Below are 15,321 nucleotides of genomic sequence, written 5' to 3' on the forward strand. Positions count from 1 at the left end.
CGTCCCGCGCCAACTGCTCGCCACCTACCACCCTCAGCGCACGGCGGCCTGACGTTCCGGGGTACCTTCTTCGGACAGCGTCCGAACAAGCAAGCCCCCAGGAAGATGGTGCGCCGGTGACCATGCCCGTCACCCAGGAGCGGTCCGGTCCGGCCGCCGAGCCGCAGGAGCCGGCGCACCGGCCGGGCCGGGTGGCCCGCGCGCTCGCCAAGGTCCGGGCCGGGCTGCCCCGGACCGGCCTCGCCGCCCTGGCCGGCCTGCTGCTCGCCCTCGCCTTCCCGCCGTACGACCTGTGGCCGCTGTCGCTGCTCGGGGTGGCCGCGCTCTCGCTGCTCACCCGGGGCCGTACCGTCCGGCAGGGCGCCTGGACGGGCTTCGCGTTCGGCCTGCCGTTCTTCCTGATGCTGCTGAGCTGGCTGCGGGTGGTCGGCTGGGACGCCACCGTCGGCCTGTCGATCGTCGAGGCGCTGTTCCTGGCCGCGCTCGGCGGCGCCCTCGCGCTCACTGCCCGGCTGCCCGGCTGGCCGCTCTGGGCGGCCTGCCTGTGGATCACCCAGGAGTGGGCGCGCGACCGGCTGCCGCTCGGCGGCTTCCCCTGGGGCCGGCTGGCCTTCGCCAACACCGCCACCCCGTACACCCCGCTGGCCGCGCTCGGCGGCGCGCCGCTGGTGACCTTCGCGGTCGCCCTCTCCGGCGCCCTGCTGGCCTGGGCGGCGCTGCGGGTGCGCGGGCCGCGGCGGGCGCCGATGGCAGCCGCGCTGGCGGCGCTCGGCGCGGTGGCCGCGCTGCTGGCCGGCTACGCCGTGCCGGTGCCGACCGCGGCGGACGACACCGTGAAGGTCGCCATCGTCCAGGGCAACGTGCCGAACCCGGGCATGGACTTCCTCGGCCGCCCGATGATGGTCCTCAACAACCACGCCGCGGCCACCGAGCGCCTCGCCCTCGACATCGCGAACGGCAAGGTCCAGCGCCCGGACGTGGTGATCTGGCCGGAGAACTCCTCCGACCTGGATCCGTTCAGCGACCCGCTGGCCCGCGAGCGCATCGACGAGGCCGTCAAGGCGATCGGCGTGCCCACCCTGGTCGGCACCCTGGTGGACGGCCCGGACGCGCAGCACGTCCAGAACGAGGGCATCGTCTGGGACCCGGTCACCGGCCCGGGCGCCTCCTACACCAAGCAGCACCCCGTCCCGTTCGGCGAGTACGTGCCGTTCCGCGCCCAGCTGATGAAGGTGATCACCCGCCTCCAGCGGGTCGCCCGGGACTTCTACCCCGGCGACCACAACGGCGTGATGCAGCTCGGCCCGGCGCGGATCGGCGACGTGATCTGCTTCGAGGTCGCCTACGACGAGATCGTCCGCGACACCGTGGACAGCGGCGCCCGCGTCCTGGTGGTCCAGACCAACAACGCGACCTACGCCAAGACCGGGCAGCCCGAGCAGCAGCTCGCGATGAGCCGGCTGCGCGCCGTCGAGCACGGCCGGTCGGTGCTGATCGCCGCCACCAGCGGCATCAGCGCGGTGATCGGCCCGGACGGCACCGTCCAGCAGCGCACCGAGGAGCTGACCGCCGCCGAGCTGTCGGCGGTCGTCCCGCTGCGCGACGGCACCACGGTCGCCGACCGGGTGGGCGCCGCGCCGGAGTGGACGCTGGCCGTCGCGGGCCTGCTGGCCTGCGGCGCGGCGGTCCTGATCGGCCGGGCCCGGAGGAAGGCGGCTGGAACACCGGCCGAGGGGGAATCGTTGGACCAGGTGGTGCCGTAGCCGGCCCGGACCTCCCGTGCGGCGCGCCCTAGCACCGCTTTGGAGTGGATCCGTACCGTGACGCAGCAAGCTACCCCCACCCGTCCGGCTCCGCGCGGCAGGCTCCGCCGGGCACTGCCGCTGCTGGTGACCGCCTGGCTGGTGCTGGAGATCTGGCTGCTGGTCCAGGTGGGCTCCTGGCTGGGCGGCTTCACCGTCCTGCTGCTGCTCGTCGCCGGCGCGCTGATCGGCGGCTCGCTGATCAAGCGGGCCGGGCTGAAGGCGCTGTCGGCGGCGCTCGAACAGAGCCGCAACCCGCAGTCGCAGCAGCCGCAGACCGGCACCAGCCTGACCGTGCTGGCCGGCCTGCTGCTCATCCTCCCCGGTTTCCTGTCCGACCTGGTCGCGCTGACCCTGCTGTTCCCGCCCACCCGGGCGCTCTGGCGGGCGGCCGGGCGCCGGGCCGCGGACCGGGCGCTGCGCGCCGCCGGCCCGGTCGGCGCCGCCCCGTTCGCGGACGCGATGCGGCTGCAGGAGCAGCTGCGCATCCACCGCCCGGACGGCAAGGTGATCCAGGGCGAGGTGGTCGACCCGGCCGCCGGCCCGCGCGACCCGCAGGACCCGGACACCGGCTACCGCCCGCCGCTCGCCGGCTGAACGAACGGGGCCGCGGCGGCCCGCCGTCCGCCGCGGCCCGAGAACTCCTCGCGCGGAACTCCGGAAACCGTCTCCGGGCAACGCGAAAGGGACCCTGGTGACCAGGGTCCCTTTTCGATTGCTCCCGCGCGGGGCGGGAGCGGTGTCAGGCGCTCTTGCGGGTGTCCCGCGGGTGCACCGCGAGGTTCATCCCGCCGGAGCGGAGCACGGCCAGCCGCTCGGCCAGCACCTCCTCCAGCTCCTCGCGCGTCCGGCGCTCCATCAGCATGTCCCAATGGGTGCGCGTCGGCTTGGCCTTCTTCTCCTCGGGCTCGTCGCCGTCGAGGAGAGCCGCCTCCTGGCCGCAGAAGCGGCATTCCCAGGTCGACGGGATCTCCGCCTCGACCGAGAAGGGAACCTCGAAGCGGTGTCCGTTCTGACATGCGTACTCGACGGTCTGGCGGGGCGCCAGGTCAATGCCACGGTCGGTCTCGTAGCTAGTGGCCCCGAGTCGCGTGCCGCGGAGAGCTCGCTCGCTCATGAATCGTGCCTCCCGGGCTCATGGCCCACAGGACTAGTGGTCGCTGTTCTTCGTCGTTCGGTCAACGCTCGGCTTCCGACGAAGATTCCCGTCCCGGGACATGCGTCGTCTGTCGTGCCGCCCCTGTTTGTACCCACCGGCGCCCGATTTGTCACATCTGGCCGGTGATATCACCCCAGGTGTCACCTATTTCACATCTGGCGATCGTGCGTACTTTCTGTGACGAGCGTACCGGGACGGGATCCGACGCGCCTCGCCGCCCCCGAATCATCAAGGAACCTGCCCCGGATCGCCTTCGAAATGCGGGGATCAGGAGATCGGTCGGGAACGGATCATCGGCTCGCTCTTGCCGAGGTCGACGGGCCGGGCCGCGGCGGCCGGATCGGTGGCCGGGACGACCGGCGGGCGGTCCGGGCGGGGCGGCACCGCGGCGGCGGCCTCGGTGCGGGTGTCCCGGTGCGGCAGCAGGGCGATCACCGCGTCCCGCAGCTGGGCCGGCGCCTCCTCGTCGAGCGGGTCGACGGTGGCCGGAACCTGCAGCCGGACGGGCGCGGCGTTGCCGATCCGGGCGTAGCCGCGGCCGAGCGGCGCGTGTGCGGCCGGCACGATGTCCAGCGGCGCGCCGAGCGCGGCGTAGGCGTCCTCGGGGCCGGTGGGGCCGAGCAGCACCCGGGCCCGGGTGGTCGCCCGGACGGTCGGGGTGAGCCGCTCCAGCGCCTCGACGGCGTCGGCGACCACCACCGTGACCCGGGCGGCCCGGCCGTGCCGCAGTGGCAGCTCCAGCAGGTCCTGCGGGTCCGGCCGGCCCTCGGCCTGGGCCAGTTCGCTCAGCTCGGTCGGGTGGTCCAGCAGCAGCCACAGCGGCCGGGTGGCGTCCTCCGGCGGAGCGGCGCCGGCGTGCCGGGCGGCGTTCAGCGCGGTGAGCCGCCGCTCGGTCTCCTGGGCGGCCCACTGCAGCGCGGCCAGCGCGCCGTGCAGGCTGGTCTCCACGGTGTGCACGCCCGGGCGGTTCACCAGGCAGGCGTGTTCACCGGTGCCGGCGCCGTCGACCACCACCAGGTCGGCGTACGGCAGGGCCTGCAGGGCGATCGAGCGGAGCAGGCTGGAGGTGCCGTAGCCGGTCGCGCCGAGGGCCAGCAGGTGCGGCTCGGAGGAGCGCGGGCCGGTGCGCCAGACGACCGGCGGCTGCTGGACGGTCGCGCCGCCCCGGCCGACCGGGATGGTCCGGGCGCTGCCGTCCTCGTCGGTGAAGCCGAGCACGATCTCGCCGGGGGCGGCGACGAAGCGCTGGGCGGCGATGTCGGTGGGCAGCGGGGTCAGTGCGGCGATCCGCAGCCGGTTGGACTCCTCGTCCCAGTCGAAGCGGTACTCCCGGGCCCGGCCGGCCTTGCCCTGCACGACCTGCTCGATCCGGGCCCGGGCGGCGGGCTCGGTGTCGGTGAAGTAGGCCGGGTAGTTCAGCTCCAGGCGGCTGAGCCGGCCCTCGCCGTCGAACTCCCAGGAGCCGAAGGCGTTCTTGTAGTCACCCTCGAAGTGGTAGAGCGGGTTGGCGTCCTCGGGGCCGCACAGGTACGGGGTGAGCGCCGAGTAGAGGGCGCCCAGCTTGATGTCCGCGACGTCGGGCCCGGGCGGGGCCGACGTCGCCTTGGGGGCCCGGCCGGACCAGGCGGCGGTGGCCATCAGGGCGATCAGCGCGAACAGCAGGCCGTGCGGCAGCAGGTAGATGCCGACCAGCATCGCGGCGGTGAGGAACAGCGTCGGGCCGCGGCGGTCCTTCGGGGTGGCCTGCCAGCGGCCCTTGGCCCAGTCGGCGTGGTGGCGCAGCCCGCGGCCGATCACGGTGAGCGGGGCGAACATGTCGGAGGCGTGGTCCCCGGCGGTTCGGGCGATCTCGCGGCCCTTGCTGAGATGGCGGTGCAGCGGCATTCCTTGACTCCCCGGGCGGGTGGGACGGGTGGGGGTGGGGGCTCTTCTGACGTACGACGGAGCCCGGGGCGGTGGGAATCCGCGCCCGGGCCCGTACGGGAGGAGTGGCGGCTAGAAGCGGATGCCGCCGAGCAGGCTCGCCAGGCTGGCGCCGCCCGCGGTGATGCTCGGGGCGATCGAGGATCCGGCGATGTAGAAGCCGAACAGGGCGCAGACGATGGCGTGGGAGACCTTCAGTCCGTCCCTGCGGAAGAACAGGAAGGCGATGGTGCCGAACAGGACGATGCCGGAAATCGAGAGGATCACGTTCTGCTCCTCGGGGAGGGAGGGGGGACGGGGCAGTGTCACGCAAAGTGCACTAATCGTGACAAATAGTCATAGATGATGGAACGGCGCGAACGGGTGGTTCTGCCGTGCGGTTCCGCCCCGGGAGTCGGTCAGGGGTATGCGAACCGGCCCGGGGCGGACGCCTGGTCCCGCACGGTTTCGGTGCGGTTCCGGCGCGCCGAGGCATTCCCGGTCGGTGGGCGGGAAGTTTCCGGGGGGTCGGGGAAGTTCGCTCCAATGGCCGCGCAACCGGTGCGGCCGCATGTCGTAACCGTCCGACCAGCACCGCGAGAGGCCGCCCCGATGACCGACGCCGCCAGCCCGCAGCCCGCCGACGCCCCCGACGCCGAGGTGATCGCGCTCGCCGGGAGGCTCTTCGACGCCGCCCGCACCGGGGACACCGCCACTCTGGCCGCCGCCCTCGCCGCCGGGGCCCCGGCCGACCTCACCAACGACCGCGGCGACACCCTGCTCATGCTCGCCGCCTACCACGGCCACGCCCCCGCCGTCGAAGCCCTGCTCGCGGGCGGCGCCGACCCGGACCGCGCCAACGACCGCGGCCAGACCCCGCTCGCCGGCGCCGTCTTCAAGGGCGCCGAGGAGGTCGTCGAGGCGCTGCTGGCCGGCGGCGCCGACCCGGCGGCCGGCACCCCGAGCGCGCTGGACACGGCCCGGATGTTCGGCAAGGACGCCCTGGTCGCCCGCTTCGAGGCGCGCTGAGCAGGGGCCGTAGGCTCTTTCGTCATGGAGACCACCGCCCCCGAGGCCACCGGCACCGTCGAGTTCCGCATCACCGGCTACGCCCACCCCGACGCCCAGGCGCTGACCGAGGAGGTGCAGCAGGAGTACGTCCGCCGCTACGGCGACCCGGACGAGACCGTCCTGCACCCCGAGGACTTCGAGGGCGCGGCCGGGCTGTTCCTGGTCGCCTACCTCGACGGCCGGCCGGTCGCGTGCGGCGGCTGGCGGGCCAAGAGCGCCGGCCCGTACGGGCTGCGCGACGGCGACGCCGAGCTCAAGCGGATGTTCGTCGTCCCGGCCGCCCGCGGCCGCGGCCTCGCCCGGGCGGTGCTGCGCCGCCTGGAGGAGACCGCCGTCGAGGCCGGCCGCACCCGCTTCGTCCTGGAGACCGGCACCGAGCAGCCCGAGGCCGTGGCGCTGTACGAGTCCGAGGGCTACGCCACGATCGAGCAGTTCGGGATCTACCGCGGCAGCGAGCTGTGCATCTGCCTCGGCAAGGAGCTGGTGGCGGCGGTCTGAGCGGCCGCCCCGCCGGGTAGGGTCCGGTCAGCCTGAGGGGGTGACGGGATGGATCCGCGAGCGCCCGGAGCCGAGCGGCTCCGCGCCCTGGCCGCGCCCGGCGGGGAGTGGGAGCGGCTGGTCCGCGACGGCCTGCGGACGGTCGGGGCGGGCGCCGTCTGGGCGGTCGGCGACGCCGGCGGCACGCTCGGCGGGGGCAGTCACGGCGTGCTCGGGCAGGGCCCGTACGCGGAACTCGCGCCCGGGCCGGACACCCGCTACGACCTGGCGAGCCTCACCAAGATCGTCGCGCTCTGGCCCTGCGCCGGGGCGCTGTGGCGGGCCGGGCGGCTGCCGCTGGACGAACCCCTCGGCTCCTGGTGGCGGCCCGCCGCCGGGCGGCCGGTGGGTGGCGTGACCGCCCGGCAACTCCTCGCGCACACCGCCGGGATGCTCCCGTACACCCGCTTCGCGCAGCTCTACGGGCGGGAGCGCGCGGCCGTCCTGGCCGGGGTGGTCGGCGCGCCGCTGCACCGCCCGCCCGGGACGGCCGTCGAGTACACCGACCGGGCCGCCGTACTGCTCGGCCACGTCGTCGAGGACCTCGGCGGGGCCGGGTTGGACGAGCTAGCCGCGCGCTGGGCCTGGGCGCCGCTCGGCATGGCCGACACCCGCTACGGGCCGCTGCCCGAGGGCGAGTCGGCGCGCACCGCGCCCACCGAGTGGGACGGCGACACCGGCGCCTTCCTGCGCGGCGTCGTGCACGACCCCTCCGCCCGGCTGCTCGGCGGCGTCTCCGGCAACGCCGGGGCCTTCTCCACCGCCCGCGACCTGGCCCGCTTCCTCACCGCCCTGCTCGACCCGCCGCCCGAACTCCCGTGGGGCGAACCGTGGATCGCCGCATCGCTGCGCGAGCAGACCGGTGGGCTCGCCCCCGCCCGCGGCCTGTCCTGGCTGTTCGCCCCGGGCACCACGACCGCCGAGGGGACCTTCGTCCACTACGGCTTCACCGGCACCGGCATCTGGATCTCCCGCCGGCTCGGCCGCTGGGCGCTGCTGCTCACCAACAAGGTGCACTACGACCGGGGCGTCCAGCCGCTCACCGACCTGCGCAACGCCTTCCGGCGGGCCGTCTTCGGCTGAGCGCCGAAGGCCACCCGATCGGGTGGATTCGGCACGAACCACCTTTGGCCGGAGCCGGATCGCGGCACAGTGGCCACGGTGGGTGAGGCAGTGGAGGCGGCGGCGGTGGAGACCTGGGCACTCCCGGAGGGGGAATGGCTGGCGGGGATGGTCCGGGCCTACGTCGGCAGCAGCGTGCTGCTCACCGGCGAGGCCGGCGAGGTGCTGCTGCTGAAGGCGAGTTACCGCCCGCAGTGGGAGTTCCCCGGTGGCGGGATGGACCCGGGGGAGGGCCCGGCCCAGTGCGCCGCGCGGGAGTTGGCGGAGGAGACCGGGCTGGCCGCCGGCGAGCTGCGGCTGCTCGTCGTCGAATGGCGCGACCCGATCCCCGACCAGGGCGAACACGCCCACCCCGCCGTGCACTTCATGTTCGACGGCGGCACGGCCCCGGCCGGCGCCGAACTCCGGCTGCAGGCCGAGGAGATCGCCGACCACGGCTGGTACACCCCCGCCCGGGCCGCCGCCCTGCTGCACCCCTGCGCGGCGCGCCGGCTCACCGCCGCCCTGGAGGCGCGGCGCACCGGCGTGCCCGTACTCCTGCACTCCACCGGATACCTGGGCTGAGCCGGATAGCCGGGCCGAGCCGGACGCTCGGGCCGGCTCAGAGCAGGGTGCTCCAGTAGGACCAGAACCGGTTGAGGATCATCAGCGCGATCACCGCGGCCCACAGCACCGGCAACGCCCAGTGGTAGCGCGCCGCCTCCCGGACGACCGTCCGCATCCGCCCGCCCACCGGGATCACCCCGCTGGTCAGGTTGTGCAGCGTCGTGTACCAGAACAGCAGCACCACCGTCAGCCACACCACCATGCAGTACGGGCAGAGCGCGCCGATCTCGTACAGCGCCTGGACGATCAGCCAGTGGGTGAAGCCCAGCCCCAGCAGGATGCCGCCGTGCAGGCCCAGCCAGAACCAGCGCCGGTACGCCGCCCCGGCGAGCAGCCCCGCGCCGACCGCCGTCACCACGCCGAACGCGGCCAGCCCGAGCAGCGGGTTCGGGAAGCCGAACACCGACGCCTGCTCGGTGCGCATCACCGAGCCGCAGCTGATCACCGGGTTGATGTTGCAGCTCGGGACGTAGGACGGGTTCTCCAGGATGCGGAGCTTGTCGAAGGTCAGGACGGCCGAGGCGGCCAGGCCGACCAGCCCGCCGAGGAACAGCAGCAGGGCCAGGGCCCGGCCGGCGCCGATCGGGCCGCCGGCGGAGTCGGGAGCGGGACGGGACAGGGGCACGGTGGTGGCGGCGGACATGGCTGCACTCCGGAAACTGGGAGGAGCCGGCCCGGCCGGGAAGTCGGCCGGACCGGTGGTGCCGTGCTGGTCGGACAAGCCTCGGAGCCCCCGGGGCCCGCGCCTCGTCGGGCGGACGGGCCCCGGGGCGGTGCCGTGCCTACTGCAGGCCGGCGGCCTGCTTCACCCGGGTGGTGAACTCCTCCGGGGTGACCATGGTCTTGTCGCCGAACAGGTCGACCGTTTTGCCGTCCACCTTGACGGTCGGGGTGCCCGTCACCCCGCTGTCGTTGAACGCCGCCGAGACCTTGGCGGCCCAGGGCGCGTAGGTGCCCTCCTGGACGGCCTTCACGAAGGCGTCCGTCTTCAGGCCGGGCACCTGGCCGGCCAGGTCCAGGAGGTGGTTGACGTCGCCGAAGCCGTCCTCGCGCTCGTCCGGCTGGTTGGCGTACAGCACGTCGTGGAACTGCTTGAACTTGTCCGTGCCCTCGTTCAGCGCGGCGCCGGCCGCGGCCAGCGCGGTGCGCGAGCCCTTGCCGGTCAGGTTCTTGTCCAGGAACGCCGCCAGGTGGTACTCCACCTTGACCTGGCCGTCCTCCGTGAGCTTCGCGACGGCCGGGCCGTTCGCCGCCTCGAAGTGCTTGCACACCGGGCAGCGGAAGTCCTCGTACACCTCCATGGTGTGCGGGGCGTCCGCCTTGCCGTAGGTGATCACCAGGCCGTCCTTGCCGGTGGCGTTGGCCGGGACGACCACCCCGCTCGACGCCTTGGCCTTGTCGTCCTTGTCCGAGGCCGAGGTGATCGCCAGCGTCACCCCACCCGCCAGGGCCAGCACGGCCACGGCCGACACGGCCATGACGATCCGCTGACGACGCTTGGCGGCCTGCTGCTCGCGCAGCTGCGCGGCCTGGATCCGTTCGCGGGCGCTGACGCGCTTGTCCTGCTGCTTGTTGCCGGTCTGAGCCATGGGAGTCAACTCCTGTACGCGGCGCGCGTGGATGCGCGCGGGAGACCGCACCGGGTGCGGCCGGGTTCGGTGGACGCGGGAGTCGGGCGCACTGCCTGCGGGGGCCGGCCGTGGAAGGCCGTACGGAGGAACTCAGCAGGCAGGCGCGAAGGCCGGCGGACCACGCCGGGGCGCCGGGCTCAGCACCACGTCCGCGACGCGCGGCCGCTCGTGGTCCGACACCGGCAGCGGCACCCGCAGCACCGGGCGCACCGGAGCCGGGAGCAGCAGCAGGACCAGGGCGCGCAGCGGGCCCGCCAGCGACTCGCCCAGCGCACGCAGCGCCCGGGCCAGGCCGGTCAGCGCGGCGTCGCCCAGCCGCAGCCAGGCCGCGGCCGCCAGGGCGATCACCAGGTGCGCCAGCAGGAGCAGGAGTTGGGTCACGGCCGGCGCCAACTGCCCGGCGTGGCCCAGCTGGCCGCCCAGTAGCGAACCGTCCATCGAACCGCCGCCACAGACCAGCAGGTTCACCCCGCGGGTCGGGACCTGTTCGGACAGCGCCGGCCCACAGCCGGTCTGGCCCAGGTTGAACGTGGTGTTCAGCAGCAGCTCGACCGGCACCATCACGCCGGTGATGTGCAGCAGCCGCCGCTCCCCGCCGGCCAGCGCGGCCGAGACCAGGAAGACGACGGCGGTCGCGGCCGCCACCAGGGACAGCGGCAGCGGACGACCCGTGATGACGACCTGGCCCAGTGCGGACAGCGGCACGGCGAGCGCGGTGAACACCGCGGCCCGCAGGGCCCTGATCGCATGGCTGGAGGTCGTCACGCTCCGGAGTATGCCATGGGCCTCACGGCGCGCACGAGGCCGCGTACGGGATTGCGTTCGGGAAAGGCCCGGTGGCCGGGCGCGGGCTAGCCTGGAACTCGTTCCCGGCGGCCCCGACGAGCGGGTGAGCGTGCATGGCGAAGCGCAGGGTCACGGTGGGGCAGGTGGTGCTGGCCCGGGTAGAGGCGCAGGCGGTGGTGCTGGCCGGGCTGGACGAGGCCGTGCGGGCGGACGAGCCGGACGCGGTGCACCGGATGCGGGTCGCCTGTCGGCGGCTGCGCAGCGCGCTGCGCACCTTCCGCCGCTACCTCGCCCCCGGGGCCGCCGACCACCTGGTCGGCGAGCTGCGCTGGCTGGCCGCCGCCCTCGGCGGGGCGCGGGACCGCGAGGTGCTGGCCGGGCGGCTGGTCGGCCGGGCGCGGGAGCTGCCCGCCGCGTGCGAGCCGGAGCGGGTCGCGGCCGCGCTGGAGCGGTGGGGGCGGGCGGAGTACCGCGCGCTGTGGCCCGAGGTGGTGGCCGCCCTGGACAGTCCGCGCCGCCGGGCGCTCGGCGCCGACCTCGGCGCGCTGCTCGCCGATCCGCCGCTGCGCCGCCGGGCCGGCCGGGCGGCGGCCCCCGAACTGGCCCGGGTCGCCGCCCGCGAGCAGCGGCGGGTGCGCGAGCGGGTGCGGGCGGCGCTGGCGGCGCCCGCCGGGGAGCGGGACGCCGCGCTGCACGAGGCCCGCAAGGCGGCCAAGCGCGCGCGGTACGCGGGGGAGGCCGCGGCCCCGGTGGTCGGCGGGCGGGCCGAGCGGTACGCGGAGCGGATGAAGGCGGTGCAGGAGGTGCTGGGCGAGCACCAGGACGCGGTGGTCGCGGCGGCGGCCCTGGTCGGGCAGGGCGCGGCCGGCGGCGAACCCTTCGGCTACGGCGCGCTGTACGCCCGCGAGCTCGCCGCGGCGCGGGCGGCGCGCGACCGGCTGCCGCAGGTGTGGAAGCGGGCGCGGAAGCGGAAGCTGGCGCGGTTCGGGTAGCCGCGGGCGCCCGGTCCGGTCAGCCGCGGGCGCCCGGTTCGGCCAGCCAGCGGTCGTCCTCGAACTCGGGCGGGACGTCGTCCTCCCAGGGGTCGATGCCGCGGCGTTCGAGCTCCTCGAACCAGCGGTCCCGCTGGGACTCGGGCAGCCGGTGGCCGCACCAGGGGCAGTAGTCGATGACGGACACCGAGGCGCCGCCGTCGTGGATGACGATCCCGTACTCCTGGAACTTCGGGGAGAAGTGGATCAGCGCGTCGGGGCAGTCGAGGGGGTCGTCGTGCCGGCCGCAGGGCCGGTCGAGCACGGCGGTCATCTGCTCGCAGCAGTGCCGGGCCGGGGACGGCTGGGACGGCTGGGACGTCGGCGGCGTCGGGGACGGGGTCAAGGCTTCGGCCTTCCGGAGGGCGATCGGGCGGAGCCGATCAAAGCACGGGGCCGGGCCGCCCCGGCTTCGGGGTGAGCCCCGCGGAGCGGGCCGCGTCCCTGAGCAGGTCGTGGAGCATCGCGGTGGTGAGGCGTCCGGTGTTCGTGTTGCGCGGGCTCACGTGGTAGCAGCCGTACAGGTGCAGGGCGGGGCCGCCGTCGCGGGCGGGGAAGGTGGCGCGGGCGGCGTGGCCGAAGGCGGGGCGGGGGCGGGGGACCTGCCAGCCGGCGTCGGTGATCACCGGGAGCACGGCCTGCCAGGCGAAGCCGCCGAGGGCGACGACCGTCCGGACGGTGGGGCGCAGCAGTTGCAGTTCGCGGCTGATCCACGGGCGGCAGGTGTCGCGTTCGGCGGTGCTGGGCTTGTTGTCGGGCGGGGCGCAGCGGACCGGGTCGGTGATGCGGACGCCGGACAGCTCCAGGCCGTCGCCGTGGCGGACGGATTCGGGGCGGTTGGCGAGTCCGAGCTCGTACAGGGCGGCGTAGAGCAGGTCGCCGGAGGGGTCACCGGTGAAGATCCGGCCGGTGCGGTTGGCGCCGTGCGCGGCGGGCGCGAGGCCGACCAGGACGAGCGGGGCGTCGGGCGGGCCGAAGCCGGGGATGGGGCGGGCCCAGTAGTCCCAGTCCTGGTAGGCGCGGCGTTTGGTGCGGGCGGTCTGCTCGCGCCACTCGACGAGCCGGGGGCAGGCCCGGCAGTGGGTGACGACGCGGTCGAGCTCGGCCAGGCCGGCGGCGCGGGCGGCGGCCTCGGCCGGGTGGCGCGGGTGGCCGGGGTCGTCGGCCGGATCGTCGGCGGGGGACTGCGGCGGCATGGCGACGATGGTAGGGGCTCCGGGCGTTCGTTCCGGCTCCTTCCGGGCAGGCGTAGCGTGGAATCAGTCGTTCCGGCGGCGCCGGCCCGGTGGGTCGGCGGTGGCCGGGCGGGCGGGTGTGCGCGGAGCCGCGAGGAGGCCGCGATGATCGTCGATGCGGTGCTGGGGGCTCTCGGAGGGCTGGTCGGGCTGGGGGCGATCTGGGCGGGGCTGAGCATCCGGGTCGTCCAGCAGTTCCAGAAGGGCGTGGTGTTCCGCTTCGGCAGGGTGCGCGAGGAGATCCGCGAGCCGGGGCTGGTCGCGCTGATGCCGATCGCGGACCGGCTGCGCAGGGTGAACGTGCAGATCGTGACGATGCCGATCCCGGCGCAGGAGGGCATCACCCGGGACAACGTGACCGTGCGGGTGGACGCGGTGGTCTACTTCCAGGTGCAGGACCCGGTGAAGGCGACGGTCAACGTGCAGGACTACAACTTCGCGATCTCCCAGGTCGCGCAGACCTCGCTGCGGTCGATCATCGGCAAGAGCGAGCTGGACGACCTGCTGGCCAACCGCGAACCGATCAACCAGGGGCTGGAGTTGATGATCGACAGCCCGGCGCTGGGCTGGGGCATCCAGATCGACCGGGTGGAGATCAAGGACGTCGCCCTGCCGGAGTCGATGAAGCGCTCGATCGCCCGGCAGGCGGAGGCCGAGCGGGAGCGGCGGGCGCGGATCATCACGGCGGACGGCGAGTACCAGGCCTCGGCCCGGCTGTCGGAGGCGGCCGCGGTGATGAGCGAGACCCCGGCGGCGCTGCAACTGCGGCTGCTGCAGACCGTGGTGGAGGTGGCGGCGGAGAAGAACTCGACGCTGGTGCTGCCGTTCCCTGTGGAGCTGCTGCGGTTCCTGGACAGCGCGACCGAGTCCCAGCAGCGCGACCTGCTGGCGGCCGCCGCGGTCGCCGCCGCCGCGAAGTCCGCGGAGCAGGCGGTGGGCGACGGCGGGATGCCCGCCGCGGCCCGGGTCGACCACGAGCCGGCGCAGCGCGAACTCCCGCCGCTGGACGATCTGTTGTCCCACTCGCCGCTGGCGGGCGCGGACCTGGAGGGCGGGCCGGCGCAGCCGGACGGCCGAGCCGGCCCGGACCGGAGCGCGGACGAGCGCCCGGAGGACCGTACGGAGGGCGGGGCGGAGGGCCGTACTGAGGGCCGCGCCGAGCCGGAGGCCGCGTCCTGACGTCCCGGCCGGAGCCCGGTGACCGGCGCCCGGTGCCCGGCGCCCGGAGCCCGGCGCCCGGTGCCCGGTGGCGTCGGCCGTCGGCCCGGACCAGGATGGACGAGGGGGCGAAGCCAGGTCAGGAGGCGGACCATGACCAGAGCCAGCGACATCATGCACCCGGGCGCGGAGTGCATCCGCGAGCACGAGACGCTCGCCGCCGCCGCCCGGATCATGCGGGAACGGCACGTGGGCGCCCTGCCCATCTGCGGGGAGAACGACAAGCTGCTGGGCATCGTGACCGACCGCGACATCGTGCTGCGCTGCGTCGCCGAGGGGCGCGACCCGGCGCAGGTGACGGCGGGCGAACTGGCGCTGGGGCGGCCGATGACGGTGGAGGCGGACGAGGACTGCGAGCAGGTGCTGCGCGTGATGGAGCAGTACCAGGTCCGCCGGCTGCCGGTGATCAACCACCCGGAGCACAAGCTGGTCGGCATGATCAGCGAGGCGGACATCGCGCGCGGGCTGCCGCAGTCGCGGCTCGCGGAGTTCGTGGCGGCGGTGACGGCGGAGCAGCCGCCGAAGAAGGAGGCCCTGCAGGCCTGAGCGGGGCGTACGGGAGGCCTCCCCGCCGGTCCGTTCAGCGGGCCGGCGGGGCGAGGCCGTCCAGGTGCGCGGCGAGGGCGGCGCGCAGGTCGTCGGGGCCGACCAGGTCGGGGTGCTGGACGGCCTGCAGGGTGAGGCCGTCCAGGAGGGCGGAGAGCCGGCGGGTCTCGACGGCGAGGTCGAGGCCGGGGGCGATGCCGCCGGCGCGCCGGGCCTCGGTGAGGACGTGCCGGACGAGTTCGTCCAGCCCGGCCTGCATCTCGGCGGAGCGGGCCCGCAGTTCGGGCCGGGTGCGGGCGGCGGTGACGAAGGAGAGCCAGAGCGCGGACTCCTCGCGGCGCTCGGCGTCCAGGGGCAGGACCTCGGCGAGGAGTTCGCGGGTCCGGGCGTGCCGGTCGGTTCCGGCGGCCGGGTCGAGCAGCGCGCGGGCGTGGGTGCGGATGCGGTCGTCGATCCGCCGGGCCAGCTCGCCCATGGCGAAGAGCATCAGCTCGGAGCTGCCGGCGAAGTAGTGCCGCACCGAGCCGATGGCCAGCCCGGCCTCCTCGGCGACATTGCGCAGGGAGGCGTGCTCCAGGCCCTCCCGGGCGGCGACGCGCAGGACGGCGTCGGCGACGGCCTGGCGGCGTTCGACGGGGTCGACGATCTTCGGCATGTTGCTGTTATAGCACGGGC

General features: G+C 74.9%; 18 protein-coding genes. 9 read left to right on the top strand and 9 right to left on the bottom strand.

Annotated features, from left to right (window positions below; genetic code table 11):
• The first annotated feature begins 122 nt into the window (after positions 1 to 122).
• A complete protein-coding gene (gene lnt, locus AB2U05_RS28755; protein WP_369186011.1) occupies positions 123 to 1,763 on the top strand; it encodes an apolipoprotein N-acyltransferase in 1,641 nt (546 codons plus the stop codon).
• Positions 1,764 to 1,820: 57 nt separating this feature from the next.
• Positions 1,821 to 2,399 (top strand): FxsA family membrane protein, encoded by a 579-nt coding sequence (gene fxsA / locus AB2U05_RS28760; protein ID WP_369184646.1) that lies wholly within the window; start codon positions 1,821 to 1,823, stop codon positions 2,397 to 2,399.
• 145 nt (positions 2,400 to 2,544) lie between these two features.
• Here the strand turns inward: fxsA and AB2U05_RS28765 are convergent, their stop codons facing one another.
• The 3 genes from AB2U05_RS28765 to AB2U05_RS28775 form a co-directional block, all read right to left on the bottom strand.
• Entirely contained in the window at positions 2,545 to 2,919 is a 375-nt protein-coding gene (locus tag AB2U05_RS28765; protein WP_045694663.1) for an RNA polymerase-binding protein RbpA, read from the bottom strand.
• A 309-nt stretch (positions 2,920 to 3,228) separates the two neighbouring features.
• Positions 3,229 to 4,845 carry a hypothetical protein gene (locus AB2U05_RS28770; RefSeq protein ID WP_369184647.1) on the bottom strand — a complete coding sequence of 539 codons (1,617 nt, stop codon included), beginning with the start codon at positions 4,843 to 4,845 and terminating at the stop codon, positions 3,229 to 3,231.
• A gap of 111 nt (positions 4,846 to 4,956) precedes the next feature.
• Complete coding sequence (locus AB2U05_RS28775; protein ID WP_045702266.1) at positions 4,957 to 5,151, bottom strand: hypothetical protein; 195 nt, start codon at positions 5,149 to 5,151, stop codon at positions 4,957 to 4,959.
• Between the two features lie 324 nt (positions 5,152 to 5,475).
• On the opposite strand from AB2U05_RS28775, the gene AB2U05_RS28780 reads away from it, so the two are divergent.
• The 4 genes from AB2U05_RS28780 (at position 5,476) to AB2U05_RS28795 (ending at position 8,157) form a co-directional block, all read left to right on the top strand.
• A complete protein-coding gene (locus tag AB2U05_RS28780) occupies positions 5,476 to 5,892 on the top strand; it encodes an ankyrin repeat domain-containing protein (protein ID WP_369184648.1) in 417 nt (138 codons plus the stop codon).
• Between the two features lie 24 nt (positions 5,893 to 5,916).
• The gene (locus AB2U05_RS28785) at positions 5,917 to 6,432 is read left to right on the top strand and encodes a GNAT family N-acetyltransferase (RefSeq protein ID WP_045702262.1); all 516 of its coding nucleotides are present in this window, start codon (positions 5,917 to 5,919) and stop codon (positions 6,430 to 6,432) included.
• A gap of 48 nt (positions 6,433 to 6,480) precedes the next feature.
• Positions 6,481 to 7,554 carry a serine hydrolase domain-containing protein gene (locus tag AB2U05_RS28790; RefSeq protein WP_369184649.1) on the top strand — a complete coding sequence of 358 codons (1,074 nt, stop codon included), beginning with the start codon at positions 6,481 to 6,483 and terminating at the stop codon, positions 7,552 to 7,554.
• Between the two features lie 78 nt (positions 7,555 to 7,632).
• Positions 7,633 to 8,157 carry an NUDIX domain-containing protein gene (locus AB2U05_RS28795; protein ID WP_369184650.1) on the top strand — a complete coding sequence of 175 codons (525 nt, stop codon included), beginning with the start codon at positions 7,633 to 7,635 and terminating at the stop codon, positions 8,155 to 8,157.
• Positions 8,158 to 8,194: 37 nt separating this feature from the next.
• Here the strand turns inward: AB2U05_RS28795 and AB2U05_RS28800 are convergent, their stop codons facing one another.
• The 3 genes from AB2U05_RS28800 to AB2U05_RS28810 all read right to left on the bottom strand — a co-directional run bounded on the left by AB2U05_RS28800 (position 8,195) and on the right by AB2U05_RS28810 (position 10,595).
• Entirely contained in the window at positions 8,195 to 8,842 is a 648-nt protein-coding gene (locus AB2U05_RS28800) for a vitamin K epoxide reductase family protein (RefSeq protein ID WP_369184651.1), read from the bottom strand.
• Between the two features lie 139 nt (positions 8,843 to 8,981).
• Positions 8,982 to 9,788, bottom strand: coding sequence for a thioredoxin domain-containing protein (locus AB2U05_RS28805; protein WP_045702257.1), 807 nt, complete (start codon positions 9,786 to 9,788; stop codon positions 8,982 to 8,984).
• A 132-nt stretch (positions 9,789 to 9,920) separates the two neighbouring features.
• The gene (locus AB2U05_RS28810) at positions 9,921 to 10,595 is read right to left on the bottom strand and encodes a hypothetical protein (protein ID WP_045702254.1); all 675 of its coding nucleotides are present in this window, start codon (positions 10,593 to 10,595) and stop codon (positions 9,921 to 9,923) included.
• A gap of 134 nt (positions 10,596 to 10,729) precedes the next feature.
• Here AB2U05_RS28810 and AB2U05_RS28815 point away from each other — a divergent pair, with 134 nt between their 5' ends.
• Positions 10,730 to 11,608 (top strand): CHAD domain-containing protein, encoded by an 879-nt coding sequence (locus AB2U05_RS28815; protein WP_369184652.1) that lies wholly within the window; start codon positions 10,730 to 10,732, stop codon positions 11,606 to 11,608.
• 19 nt (positions 11,609 to 11,627) lie between these two features.
• Here the strand turns inward: AB2U05_RS28815 and AB2U05_RS28820 are convergent, their stop codons facing one another.
• Together AB2U05_RS28820 and AB2U05_RS28825 are read right to left on the bottom strand one after the other, a co-directional pair.
• Complete coding sequence (locus AB2U05_RS28820; protein ID WP_045702252.1) at positions 11,628 to 11,921, bottom strand: hypothetical protein; 294 nt, start codon at positions 11,919 to 11,921, stop codon at positions 11,628 to 11,630.
• Positions 11,922 to 12,030: 109 nt separating this feature from the next.
• Complete coding sequence (locus tag AB2U05_RS28825; RefSeq protein ID WP_369184653.1) at positions 12,031 to 12,843, bottom strand: uracil-DNA glycosylase; 813 nt, start codon at positions 12,841 to 12,843, stop codon at positions 12,031 to 12,033.
• Positions 12,844 to 12,987: 144 nt separating this feature from the next.
• Here AB2U05_RS28825 and AB2U05_RS28830 point away from each other — a divergent pair, with 144 nt between their 5' ends.
• Both AB2U05_RS28830 and AB2U05_RS28835 read left to right on the top strand, forming a co-directional pair.
• Entirely contained in the window at positions 12,988 to 14,061 is a 1,074-nt protein-coding gene (locus tag AB2U05_RS28830) for a slipin family protein (protein ID WP_369184654.1), read from the top strand.
• Between the two features lie 132 nt (positions 14,062 to 14,193).
• Complete coding sequence (locus tag AB2U05_RS28835) at positions 14,194 to 14,646, top strand: CBS domain-containing protein (RefSeq protein WP_045702248.1); 453 nt, start codon at positions 14,194 to 14,196, stop codon at positions 14,644 to 14,646.
• Positions 14,647 to 14,680: 34 nt separating this feature from the next.
• Here AB2U05_RS28835 and AB2U05_RS28840 read toward each other — a convergent pair whose 3' ends face one another.
• Positions 14,681 to 15,301: a TetR/AcrR family transcriptional regulator gene (locus AB2U05_RS28840; protein ID WP_369184655.1), complete on the bottom strand. Its 621-nt coding sequence runs from the start codon at positions 15,299 to 15,301 to the stop codon at positions 14,681 to 14,683.
• Positions 15,302 to 15,321 lie beyond the last annotated feature (20 nt).

This window comes from Streptomyces sp. Y1, from assembly GCF_041053115.1.
GTDB lineage: Bacteria > Actinomycetota > Actinomycetes > Streptomycetales > Streptomycetaceae > Kitasatospora > Kitasatospora rubellomurina.